The organism is Phormidesmis priestleyi ULC007, assembly GCF_003003695.1.
Taxonomy (GTDB): Bacteria; Cyanobacteriota; Cyanobacteriia; order Leptolyngbyales; family Leptolyngbyaceae; genus Phormidesmis_A; species Phormidesmis_A priestleyi_A.
This window is the reverse complement of record NZ_PVWG01000045.1, coordinates 24,255-35,445: the sequence shown is the minus strand read 5'-3', so window position 1 is coordinate 35,445 and position 11,191 is coordinate 24,255. Positions and strand designations below refer to the sequence as shown.

General features: G+C 49.3%; 13 protein-coding genes and 1 pseudogene. 11 read left to right on the top strand and 3 right to left on the bottom strand.

The genetic code is table 11. The annotated features are described in order from the left end of the window. Nucleotides 1-479: 479 nt before the first annotated feature. Together C7B65_RS22375 and C7B65_RS29695 are read right to left on the bottom strand one after the other, a co-directional pair. The gene (locus tag C7B65_RS22375; protein ID WP_146135840.1) at nt 480-896 is read right to left on the bottom strand and encodes a transposase; all 417 of its coding nucleotides are present in this window, start codon (nt 894-896) and stop codon (nt 480-482) included. Continuing rightward, nucleotides 847-1,071: pseudogene (locus C7B65_RS29695) on the bottom strand (transposase); the annotation flags it as partial. The pseudogene C7B65_RS29695 and the gene C7B65_RS22375, both read right to left, overlap by 50 nt. Nucleotides 1,072-1,249: 178 nt before the next feature. Between C7B65_RS29695 and C7B65_RS22365 the strand changes: the two are divergent. The 11 genes from C7B65_RS22365 to C7B65_RS28075 all read left to right on the top strand — a co-directional run bounded on the left by C7B65_RS22365 (nt 1,250) and on the right by C7B65_RS28075 (nt 9,366). Further along, nucleotides 1,250-1,675, top strand: a complete 426-nt coding sequence (locus C7B65_RS22365; RefSeq protein WP_073074659.1) for a Spy/CpxP family protein refolding chaperone — start codon at nt 1,250-1,252, stop codon at nt 1,673-1,675. A gap of 38 nt (nt 1,676-1,713) precedes the next feature. After that, on the top strand, nt 1,714-1,971 hold the full coding sequence (locus C7B65_RS27480; protein ID WP_143162106.1) for a hypothetical protein: 258 nt from the start codon (nt 1,714-1,716) through the stop codon (nt 1,969-1,971). Nucleotides 1,972-2,327: 356 nt separating this feature from the next. Next, complete coding sequence (bchL, locus tag C7B65_RS22355; protein ID WP_073074634.1) at nt 2,328-3,188, top strand: ferredoxin:protochlorophyllide reductase (ATP-dependent) iron-sulfur ATP-binding protein; 861 nt, start codon at nt 2,328-2,330, stop codon at nt 3,186-3,188. 92 nt (nt 3,189-3,280) lie between these two features. Then, complete coding sequence (locus C7B65_RS22350) at nt 3,281-3,682, top strand: DUF5331 domain-containing protein (protein WP_073074635.1); 402 nt, start codon at nt 3,281-3,283, stop codon at nt 3,680-3,682. A gap of 71 nt (nt 3,683-3,753) precedes the next feature. Beyond that, entirely contained in the window at nt 3,754-5,151 is a 1,398-nt protein-coding gene (locus tag C7B65_RS22345; protein ID WP_073074636.1) for a ferredoxin:protochlorophyllide reductase (ATP-dependent) subunit N, read from the top strand. 479 nt (nt 5,152-5,630) lie between these two features. Then, nucleotides 5,631-5,972 (top strand): hypothetical protein, encoded by a 342-nt coding sequence (locus tag C7B65_RS22340; RefSeq protein ID WP_073074637.1) that lies wholly within the window; start codon nt 5,631-5,633, stop codon nt 5,970-5,972. A 67-nt stretch (nt 5,973-6,039) separates the two neighbouring features. Further along, nucleotides 6,040-6,231, top strand: coding sequence for a hypothetical protein (locus tag C7B65_RS22335; RefSeq protein ID WP_106254134.1), 192 nt, complete (start codon nt 6,040-6,042; stop codon nt 6,229-6,231). Between the two features lie 531 nt (nt 6,232-6,762). Next, complete coding sequence (gene upp / locus C7B65_RS22330; protein WP_073074638.1) at nt 6,763-7,413, top strand: uracil phosphoribosyltransferase; 651 nt, start codon at nt 6,763-6,765, stop codon at nt 7,411-7,413. Between the two features lie 77 nt (nt 7,414-7,490). Then, nucleotides 7,491-7,826: a ssl2009 family thylakoid membrane protein gene (locus C7B65_RS22325; RefSeq protein WP_073074639.1), complete on the top strand. Its 336-nt coding sequence runs from the start codon at nt 7,491-7,493 to the stop codon at nt 7,824-7,826. 102 nt (nt 7,827-7,928) lie between these two features. Beyond that, nucleotides 7,929-8,225: a YggT family protein gene (locus C7B65_RS22320; protein ID WP_073074640.1), complete on the top strand. Its 297-nt coding sequence runs from the start codon at nt 7,929-7,931 to the stop codon at nt 8,223-8,225. 454 nt (nt 8,226-8,679) lie between these two features. After that, nucleotides 8,680-9,366, top strand: coding sequence for a hypothetical protein (locus C7B65_RS28075; protein ID WP_181314475.1), 687 nt, complete (start codon nt 8,680-8,682; stop codon nt 9,364-9,366). 104 nt (nt 9,367-9,470) lie between these two features. On the opposite strand, the gene C7B65_RS22305 is transcribed toward C7B65_RS28075, so the two are convergent. Next, nucleotides 9,471-11,096: a cyclic peptide export ABC transporter gene (locus C7B65_RS22305; protein ID WP_073074642.1), complete on the bottom strand. Its 1,626-nt coding sequence runs from the start codon at nt 11,094-11,096 to the stop codon at nt 9,471-9,473. Nucleotides 11,097-11,191: the final 95 nt, after the last annotated feature.

The following is an 11,191-nucleotide window of genomic DNA, read 5'->3' as shown; positions in this document are numbered from 1 at the left end:
TAGGCTCATAAAGCTTGGAGTTCAAGCTAGGGGATTTCTCTAGTATCTATTTTCTTTGATTAATGGATCAGCCCTGCCATTCTGAGGGACTTTGAATTGGAATTTTTGGCTTGAAGTCCCAAAATTGGGGGATGTAGGTAGCTCTCCCGAATTCACACTGCCTTCGGCTCAGCAAAGCTGTTCGGAGCAAACCATTTCTGTCGAACTGACGTTAAAAAAGAAGCGACTTATCCCTGCTAGATGGGCATGAGGTCGCTTTCCCCGGCTGTTGCATCGGCTTTTTCACCGCACCCTTTAGAGACTTTGCTTTGTTTTCTAAAACGAGGTTTTCATATCAGATTTATATATTTTGAATCTACTATTTACAGCAAGTCAAAGAAAGATCCATACCCCATCATGCTTGCAGCAAACATTGTGTACGCCCTACTCGGTTTGCTTGCGATCGCAGCTTTGAATTATTTACAGGGGCAAGAGCTTAATTAGGTTTGTCGAGAAACGCGAGTCAGGATTTGGGCATTCTCCAACCAAGTCCAAGTCCGCTCAACAATCCATCGTTTGGGTTCGACCTGGCAACCTTTGGTCTCAGTTGGACGCTGACTCATCTCAACGCTCACTTGTCGCTCTGGCTCGGCAAAGTAGCGGGTGATTAATGCGCTTAAGACTTCCCGATCTCCTTGGTCTGCCAGCACTTTAGCAATCCGTTCAAACTGCTCCCACACCCAGACCAAAACCGCAGGAGCCGCCTTGACATCGGCGGTATTCGCAGCAGTGACATAACCGCCCAACACGAGTCCCAATCCCTCTACAACAAGATGGTGCTTGCACCCTTTCACCTTTTTGGGTCCATCAACCCCGTGTTCTTCCCCCTTTTGGTCCGAGTTTGACGGACTGACTATCGATGATCCCTAAGCGCGGTTGGGACTCTCGCCCTTCCCGAACCCGCACTTGTGGCACTAAAGCTGCATTCCTCTGCTCCCAAACGCCTAACCTGACCCACAGGCGAAAGTAGCCATAGACCGTCTGCCAAGCCGGAAAATCGCTGCCCAGGTTGCGCCATTTTGTGCCCTTGTCAGCCCGATAAAAAGTAAATCGACCTCTCGGAGGTTGCCCACGGGCTTTTCAGGCGGCAGTAATGGCGCTATCTGTGGAAAATAAAAGTATGGTTTGAACCTTCTCGATCGAGCCAGCGTCTAATGTCATGAAGCAATCACTCGATTGGCTTGTTGACGTTTTAGGACACTCAATCTCTATGAAGAACAAACTTTTTCTGCTCCTACCCGGTGCGATCGCGCTATTCATCTCGGCTGCTCCTGTTTTAACCGCTCACGCTCAGTCTTCTGCACCGACCGCACCGAGAGCGGGTCAGAGAATGCAAAATCGGCTGAATTTGACCGCCGACCAAAAAGCTAGACTCAAGACGATTCGTGACAGCGTGCGTCAGCAGATTGAAGGGGTGCTCACCTCTGAACAACGAGCAAAACTGCAAGCCGATCGCGGTCAAGGCATGAAGCGAGGTCAGGGCTGGAAGTCTCTCAATTTGAGCGATGATCAAAAAGCCAGAATCAAGCAAATCAGAGAAAGCTCTCGCAGTCAGATGGAGAGTGTGTTGACTCCTGAGCAACGCAGCCAAATGCAGCAATATAAAAGCCAACGCCGCGTGAAACCTGCTCAATAGACAACAGTTTTCACGATCGCTATCAGGCACCTTTCGAGGTGCCTTTTCTTTTTTCTAGAGACCCGACCTGTCGGATCTCTACCGCGATCGTTCAACCCATCGCAATTGTTTTTGAAATGGGTAGCAGCCCAAAAGTTTCACCATTCTTAATAAAAATGTTGGGTAGCTCGATCGCCTCTCATCCCTCTGATCCCAAAAGGCGAGTAAATGCAGAGTCAACGGTGGTTAATCGCGAGAATCCACCGCTTTTAAACCAGTTCGATCGAGAATTTGAGCAAATTGAGTCCGATCGGTAAGCTGCGTGAGGCGCGAAGCAAGATGGTTTGCTCAAACTTAGGCTCCCCACTTTTTTGTCTATTGTTCTTATTTTTATATAAATCGGCACATAAAACTCTAAATATGTTTAGATTTGGAACTGATAACGATTCTGAGAGCTTGAAGGAGTTTAGGCTAATTTTAGGACTCTCTAGCTCTTTTTTAGTGCCCTCTTTACTTAAAATGCCTCTTCCAATCGTCCGCAACATCGTCAATAATGCATTCAGAGACGAGAGAAGAAAGGCTGACACCCCTTAGCAGTCATAAAAATCAAGGCTGATCGCCTGTTTTAAGCTCCCACTCACCCCTTTTGAGCAGAGATTAGGAGAAACAACTAGTGAAACTCGCAGTTTACGGAAAAGGTGGCATCGGCAAATCGACCACCAGTTGCAATATTTCGGTTGCCTTAGCACGGCGCGGCAAAAAAGTTCTGCAAATTGGCTGCGATCCCAAGCACGACAGCACTTTTACCCTCACGGGCTTCCTGATTCCGACGATCATCGATACGCTGCAAGAAAAAGACTATCACTACGAAGATGTCTGGCCCGAAGATGTAATCTACAAAGGCTATGGCGGCGTTGACTGCGTAGAAGCAGGCGGGCCTCCGGCTGGGGCAGGCTGTGGCGGCTATGTTGTGGGCGAAACCGTCAAACTGCTTAAAGAGTTAAACGCTTTCGACGAATATGACGTGATTTTATTTGACGTGTTGGGCGACGTGGTGTGCGGTGGCTTTGCTGCCCCGCTTAACTATGCCGACTATTGCCTAATCGTCACTGACAACGGCTTTGACGCACTGTTTGCCGCCAACCGCATCGCTGCCTCCGTGCGCGAAAAAGCTCGGACTCATCCGTTACGTCTGGCAGGTTTGATCGGCAACCGCACCTCTAAACGTGACCTGATCGATAAATATATTGATACAGTGCCGATGCCTGTGCTTGAAGTGCTGCCTTTAATTGAAGACATTCGTGTCTCTCGTGTCAAAGGCAAAACTCTGTTTGAGATGGCAGAGTCTGACCCGTCGCTGAACTACGTTTGCGATTACTATCTCAACATCGCGGATCAGATTCTGGCCAATCCCGAAGGGGTGGTGCCTAACGACTCGCCCGATCGTGAGTTGTTCTCGCTGTTGTCTGATTTCTATCTCAACCCAACCCCTCCCAAAGCCGAAGGCGAAAAAGTTGATCTGATGATGGTCTAAAGAGAGCATTGAGTTTCGAGGTTTGAGTTCTGAGTTGTTAGAGAATAGCTGAGAACTCAAAATTCAACCCTCAAAACTCTCTCAGGTGATTTGTGAATATCGAGCAACTCCGCCAATCTCTTAAAGACAAATGGCTTGTCTATTATCGAGACAACCGCCCTTGGTTAGCTCGTCTGGCTGTCTGGGTCAACTGCAATGGGCAAAGACGACCCTCTTCCAGCTTTATTTTGGCAACGCTTTCTGTTTTAGAGCCAGAACTGACTGCCTTTCTGCCTTTGGTGGTGGATCTCAACAGCAATCCCGATCGCATTGTGATGGCGCTAGGGCTAAACTTTAACCCCGATCGCGCCCTCGACTCGATGGATAAAGGCAATGCCATCATCAACGAAGCCAAACTATTGCCTGCTAGGGCTAAAGTGATTCCTGGCTCTGAACCTGTCAGCCGCGTCTACGCCAAGCGAGACGAAGACTGCGGCGGGTCAGGTCGAAAATGATTTTTTGTCTGACATAATGCGTCTCGATCGCGTTTCTTCTAATCATCGATTTTTGAGAGGATTATTCATCCATGATTGCCGATACTCAACCTCAAGCGCTAAATTTTGAGTGCGAAACGGGCAACTATCATACGTTTTGCCCAATTAGCTGCGTCGCGTGGCTCTACCAAAAAATTGAAGATAGCTTCTTTCTCGTCATTGGCACCAAAACCTGTGGCTATTTTCTGCAAAACGCAATGGGTGTGATGATCTTCGCCGAACCCCGCTATGCAATGGCAGAACTCGAAGAAGGCGATATCTCTGCTCAACTCAACGACTATGAAGAACTGAAGCGGCTGTGTACGCAAATTAAACGCGATCGTAACCCCAGCGTGATTGTCTGGATTGGCACCTGCACCACCGAGATCATCAAAATGGACTTGGAAGGGCTGGCACCCAAGCTAGAAGCTGAGTTGGGAATTCCGATCGTCACCGCTCGCGCCAATGGTTTAGATTACGCATTTACGCAAGGCGAAGACACCGTTTTGGCGGCAATGGTGCAACGCTGCCCCGATAAGCCCGTGGGCGAAGTTGAGAAAGAAGAGCGCAACTCAATCTCTAAACTGCTGAACTTTGGACGCAAAAAAGAAGACGTTGCCGTCACGGAATCCGAATACGCCAAGCACACACCGTTGGTAATGTTTGGTTCGCTGCCTGACCCAGTGGTGACTCAACTGACGCTGGAATTGAAAAAGCAGGGCATTAAAGTGTCTGGGTGGCTGCCTTCAAAACGCTATACCGAATTGCCTGTGATCGAAGAAGGCTATTTTGTGTCGGGTGTGAATCCCTTTCTATCGAGAACCGCCACGACTTTGATGCGTCGTCGTAAAACCAAGCTGATTGGGGCACCGTTTCCGATCGGGCCCGATGGCACTCGCGCTTGGATCGAGAAAATCTGCTCTGCTCTCGGCGTTGAGCCAAAAGGACTCGCCGAACGAGAAGCGCAAATCTGGGAAAGCCTCGAAGAGTATGTGAAACTGATTCGCGGCAAGTCGGTCTTTTTTATGGGCGACAACCTGCTCGAAATCTCGCTGGCGCGATTCCTGATTCGCTGCGGCATGACCTGCCCCGAAATCGGCATTCCCTATATGGACAAGCGCTATCAAGCCGCCGAACTGGCACTGCTAGAGAAGACTTGTCGAGAGATGGGCGTTCCGACTCCGACGATCGTCGAGAAGCCCGACAACTACAACCAGATTCAGCGCATTTATGCCCAGGATATTGATCTCGTGATCACGGGCATGGCTCACGCTAACCCGCTAGAAGCGCGTGGCATCAATACCAAATGGTCGGTCGAGTTTACTTTTGCTCAAATTCACGGCTTTACCAATGCTCGTGACGTTTTAGAGTTGGTGACTCGTCCGTTGCGTCGCAACAACTCACTTAAAGATCTCGGTTGGGGCAAATTGGTCAAAGACGCGAAGGTCTAACGTCAGTTTCTGCAAAATTCCTTGTGATGTGTTGAGGGCAAGCTTTCGAGTTTGCCCTTTTTTGTCTTTTATGCCAACCGATCGGGCGATGGGCAACTTTTTCCTAACGTCAGTTCGACGAGTTTTTTCGCTTCGTTGTCAGCGGCTTCTGCCCCCTAAATCCCCCATTCTGGGTAGGGTCAATTCAAGGTCATGAGAGAAAAGCTGTAAGCCTGATTAACTCGTTCACGGCTGATCAGCCGTTCAACGGAAGTTCAATACTTCTAGATTTTCTCTATCGACCATGAATCGTCCCTACCCATTGAGGGAGCGCGATGGACTGGTAACGAAGTCGTCCAATTCGCTTTAAAAACAAAAAACCCCAGCCGTGAAGCGGGGGTGAATAATCAGGGTGCATCTACCATTCCTCTATTCCTCAAAGGAGAGATGCAATCCGGAGAAACCTGCGAAAATCTTTCCTCACCTTAGAATTTAGACTCATGCACTATCCCACAACTCCTGATGAGCGATATTTTGTGGTCAAGGGGCGGCTGTGGCGATGTTCTAATCCTGGGTTAGACCCGGAAGAACGATCGAGCCTCGTCAAAGATCTGATGAACGCCCGCCGAGCCGTCCGACACGCCCTAAACAGTGAAGATGAACTTGCTCTAAAAACCGCCCGTGAACAGGTCAACACCGCCAAAGTTGCGCTCGGTGAACGAGGTGCCGTTTGGTGGACTGATGGCGCACCTGACTTTAATCGTAAGCTCGTCAAAAATACGCCCTATGCAGATTGGCATGCGACGATCGCAGGGAGCCATATCACTTGTGTAGATGCATAACTTTAGAGCGCGTTTCTAAACTAATCATTAAGCTGTTTTCTCCTGTTCACTATCCCGAACTTCTGGCGTGACGGTCGGAGTGCCCCTGATGGGAGCCGTGGTTGCAGCAATCAGCGCCAGCGTTGCCCCCAGAACCGATATCGTTAACGCCGCACCCAAAGCCGCGCTCGTGGCAGGCTTTCAAGGCACGTTTCAACTCGCAGCATTAATTATCGTAGGAGCCACAGTTGCAACCGCAATCGGCACTCGCAAATCTTGAAAACAAAGAGCGCTCAATTGAGCCAGTTCTACATGAATCACAACTAGAACAACGGGGCGATCGACTAAACAGACAGGTTTCATTCTAGCGATCGGATGGTTTCTCAGTTCTGCCCTAGTTAGCTGTTCGCAAACTAAAACCGCAGGTGCTCCATCCGGTTCTACAACTGCTCTTGCACCTGTTAGTAGTCAAAGTCAAGCTAGTTTGGTGCGACTGGGCTATCAAAAAGGTGGCACTATTCCGATCGCGGGTCAGCAAGTAGAAGAAAAGAATAGCCCAGCTCAAGAATCATCTCTTAAGTTGGGCTAAAACCGATTCCTCTAGAGAGGAGAACACTGTAAAACACTATAAATTTATTGAGAATTATTGTCAACACTATTGCAAATAATCTCAACAAATTTTCAGGACGATCGTTCTCGTCAGATTCAACGGTATTTTTTTACCTACAAAACAACGAAATCATCTCAAACAAAAACAGGAACAGAGTATGATGAGTCAACCTTTTGACCGGACGGCTTCCCTCGATCGCTTATGACTCTTCAACTGCGTGTTTACGTTCCACCCCATCCCCTGATCAAGCACTGGCTGGGCGTAGCCCGCGATGCCGCCACGCCTTCCGCCCTATTTCGCAGTGCTATGACCGAGTTGGGGCGCTGGCTCACCTATGAAGCCATTCGTGAGTGGCTCCCTACTGTCGAGACTACGGTAGAGACTCCGCTGTCACCTTGTCCGGCGACGTTTATTAACCCAGAGGTGCCGATCGTCGTGGTGCCCATTCTCCGCGCTGGGCTTGGGCTTCTAGACGGCGCCCAAGGCATTCTTCCCTTAGCGTCTATCTATCATCTAGGGCTAGTGAGAAACGAGGAAACTTTAGAGGCAAGTTGTTATCTCAATCGGCTTCCTGACCAGATCGACTCGCAAACCCATGTGCTGATCACCGACCCGATGCTGGCGACTGGAGGAACGACGATCGCCGCCATGAAAGAATTGACGCAGCGAGGCGTTAACCCAGCCCTCGTGAGAATTGTGTCAGTGGTGGCGGCTCCTCCAGCGCTGCAAAAGTTGAGTACGGCTTATCCCGGTTTAAATATTTACACGGCCGCGATCGATGAAGGCCTCAATGAAAAAGGCTTCATCGTGCCAGGGTTAGGAGATGCAGGCGATCGTACGTTTGGAACCTAAAACTAGAGTTATCGTTTAGGTCGAACGGCGTTAAACTATAGGTGAGACTCAGTTGATTGAAATGAGCAATATGAGTGATGAGTCAACAAGATAACTTTTCGGGTGGCTTTGTTTTAGGCGCGATCGTGGGCGGTGTCATTGGGGGCGTGCTAGGCTCTCTGCTGACGGCTCAACGACTAGAAGGCACGACCGAAGACCCTTTGTTAAAGTCCGAAGACGGCAAAAATAACAAAACCAAAAAGCGATCGATTCATGGCTCGACTGAGCAAGATATCGAAATAGCTCGGCGGAGCCTAGAAGATAAGATCGCTCAACTTAACGACTCGATCGACGATGTGCGCCAACAGCTAGGCAGCGTTAACGGGCGGGCAACCGAGATCGCTCGAGAACGATCATTCACCGAAGAGCCATAGCGCTAGAATGCTTCGTGAGAGTGATCGCGATCGGGCGAAGATCGCTTAAATCATCTGCAAAACATAAAAACCCCTAGACCTCACCAAGGAATCTGCAAATCTATGAATCCTTTGCAACTGCTCATCAGCACTATTAGCGGCTTTGTCGGCATCTATCTGGTGCTTTTGTTTATTCGGATCTTGCTCAGTTGGTTTCCCAATATTGACTGGCTTAATCCTCCCTTCTCGATTTTGAGCCAACTGACCGATCCTTACCTCAACATTTTTCGATCGTTCATCCCCCCCCTCGGCGGGCTTGACTTCTCTGCAATTCTGGCGATCTTGGCGCTGCAATTGCTTAGAAGTGCGTTGATGTCAGTGCAGGTTTCAGCCGGGATGCAAAGTTCGTTGTTTGGCTGATCTCGGCAGGCGCATCTGACGGTTAGAGGGGTTCGCTTAGTCGAAAAACATAGGACGATCGTAAAGTGGCGGTTCGTCCTATGTTTTTTGACGAGAATTCCTCCGTTACTTTTCTTCATAAACATTCAAGATTGAGAAGCAGCCTGGTGATTAGAGTCGATCTTTCCCAAGCGGTGAGTAAGATCCCAGACCCGCGCCAAGCGAGTAATGCGACGCGCTAGGGTTTGAGCGATGTGATTCTGGGAGCCTTTTCGGTGTTCTTCATACAATGCGAATCGTTTTTGGAACATCAGCGGCAGATGCAAAGTCGGCGGGGCAAGGACAACGCTCAAAGTCTGTTTGGATTGGGAGCAATACCGAGTTCACCTCAAATCCGCACTCTATTGGATGAAGTGGAAGCAGTCGGATTGTTCGAGGTGTTTTTCAAGGTGTATGCGGCTTTGAGGCGGGGTGGTTGCAGCCTGATCAGCATTGGAATGGACATCTGTTGGTCGCATTCGATGGCACAGAGTATTTCAAGTCGCAGAAGATTCACTGTGAGTGCTGTTCGAGTCGGACTCACAAGAATAGCAGCGTCACTTACTTTCATCGCGCCATTTTGCCCGTGATTGTGTCACCGACCCAACGGCAGGTGATGGCATTAGCCCCGGAATTGGTCACGCCTCAAGACGGTCACGAGAAGCAAGATTGTGAAGTGGCAGCAGCCAAACGGTGGATCAGCACTTATGCGGCTCAACGCACCCTCCAGCCAGTGACGTTCCTCGGAGACGACCTCTACACTCATCAACCGATGTGTGAACACTGCTTGGCGCATCAACTCAGTTTTATCTTTACTTGCTTGCCGGAGTCTCATGTTGCGTTCTATGACTGGCTCGGCTACTTGGAAGCCAACGGCGAAGTCAAGACCCTAGAAACCCAACACTGGAACAAGCGCACGAAAGAGATTTATCGCTATCGCTATGTCAATCAGATGCCGCTACGCGATACCCAGGTTGCGCCATTTTGTGCCCTTGTCAGCCCGATAAAAATGGCGTTTAACACTTTTCGTAAATCGACCTCTCGGAGGTTGCCCACGGGCTTTTCAGGCGGCAGTAATGGCGCTATCTGCTGCCATTCTGGGGCGGTTAAGTCGCTGTCGTAATAAGGCTCACTCAGGGTCTCAACTGAGAAATAGTCGATTCTTTTAGGTATCGCTGATCTATTCGCTCCCTGGACTACTCCTTCATTTATATTTACAAACACTTTCTAAAGATCGCCCACCGATTTGTCATATTCGATCGTTCCATAATCGAGTTTGATCATGCGATCGGCAACGTGAAAATAATGATCATCGTGACTGATCACAAAAATGGTTTTTCCCTGACGCTTTAATTTCGGCAAAAACTCAGTGTAGAAAAGCTCTCGAAACGTCGGATCTTGATCCGATGCCCATTCATCAAATAGATAAATCGGTCGGTCTTCTAAATAAGCAGTCAGAAGACTTAACCGTTTGCGCTGCCCTTGAGAAAGCTCGATCGTCGAAAGTCTGCCGTTGCTGATGGTGACTTTGTGATCAAGGTGCAACTGCTTGAGATAAGCCTGCGCCTGATTATCAAGGTTGGGATTGTTGATGCCCAGAAGCCGATCAAACAAATAAAAATCGGCATAAATCGCAGAAAAATGTTGTCGATACCACTCTCGATTTTCTGAGGTGATTCGCTGTCCGTCTAGCCAGATTTCACCCTGATCAGGAACGTAAAGCCCCGTTATCAGTTTGGATAACGTAGACTTGCCACTGCCGTTACCTCCAACAATAAACACCAATTCTCCAGGACGGAAAGCCAGATCGATCGGGCCTAAAACGAAGCTGCTCTCTTCTCCCGGTCGCTCATAGTGGTGAGTGATGCCCCGCAACTCTAAGCGCTGCCAGTCAGGGTCAACCGCGACAGGCAACGTATTCACCTCGGCTTTGCTGCGAAGCGCCAACCCCAAAAGATCAATCTTTTGCAGAGAGACACTGGCTTGACCCAGCACAGGCAGCTTTGCGACCAGCTTCTCTAAGGGCAACGTGGTGTAAGTAAAGATCAAGACGTAACCAGAAAGCGTTTGCAGCGGCACTGCCAAGATTTGAGGCAGCGCAAATAAGACAAACCCGATCGCAAAGAAAAAGATCAGTCGCCCCAAACTGCTCGTCATCGCTAACAAAATCAACGCATTGACATTGTGACGACGATAGCTGGCAGAGGCGACTTCTAAATCATCTGATAAGAAGGTTTGGCGGCGATCGTAGTGCAGCTTTAGCTCCTTAATGCCGTCAGTAATCGTGCGAAAGTGTTTGAACAGTTGATCTTGATCTTCACGAGCCAGCTTTAGAAATTGATAGCCGCGTCTTAGCAACAACTGAGTCGTGACCATGGCTAACACAAACAGCCCCATCACCATGAGAAACCCTTGCCACGATAGCCAAAGGATATAAGCAAAAGAACCCACGATCGTGGCTAAATCGATACATAAATAGGGAAAGAGCGCGACTGCATTGGCAACCGCATTTACGTCTTCAGTCAGGGTTGCCAAAATTCGAGCGTTGCCCAACTGTTCTAAATGGCTCAACTCTGAAGAGAGAATTTGCCGACTCAAGACTAACCGCAAGTTAAAGACGGCATCTTGTGACAGTTGCACCAGCACCACCTGCGAAACTACGCTAGTGACCAGCGAGACGACTGCCAGCAGGATAAAAATGCTCGCGATCGAGCCGATATCTCCACCTGACCCCAGCGCGCGGCTCGCTAGCGCAATCAGAGCCGCACTACTCGCCCCGCTGACGAAGCCTGTAAAAATGGCGATCGCCATCCTGCCGCGAGAAGATTGTAGTAAGAAGAGGAGTAATTTCATTCAGGGTCAAGGGTCAGGGGTCGAGAGTCAGTTCTGAAACCTGTTTCAGTCTAAAGTCTAACGTCCGAATTTTGAGCAACCATCGACAAATTTGG

What these genes read in the sequence shown, in the direction of transcription:
- C7B65_RS22365 (WP_073074659.1), top strand. Translation starts at nt 1,250, where the DNA reads ATGAAGAACAAACTTTTTCTGCTCCTACCCGGTGCGATCGCGCTATTC.
- C7B65_RS22345 (WP_073074636.1), top strand. Translation starts at nt 3,754, where the DNA reads ATGATTGCCGATACTCAACCTCAAGCGCTAAATTTTGAGTGCGAAACG.
- C7B65_RS22340 (WP_073074637.1), top strand. Translation starts at nt 5,631, where the DNA reads ATGCACTATCCCACAACTCCTGATGAGCGATATTTTGTGGTCAAGGGG.
- upp (WP_073074638.1), top strand. Translation starts at nt 6,763, where the DNA reads ATGACTCTTCAACTGCGTGTTTACGTTCCACCCCATCCCCTGATCAAG.
- C7B65_RS22325 (WP_073074639.1), top strand. Translation starts at nt 7,491, where the DNA reads ATGAGTCAACAAGATAACTTTTCGGGTGGCTTTGTTTTAGGCGCGATC.
- C7B65_RS22320 (WP_073074640.1), top strand. Translation starts at nt 7,929, where the DNA reads ATGAATCCTTTGCAACTGCTCATCAGCACTATTAGCGGCTTTGTCGGC.
- C7B65_RS22305 (WP_073074642.1), bottom strand. Translation starts at nt 11,096, where the DNA reads ATGAAATTACTCCTCTTCTTACTACAATCTTCTCGCGGCAGGATGGCG.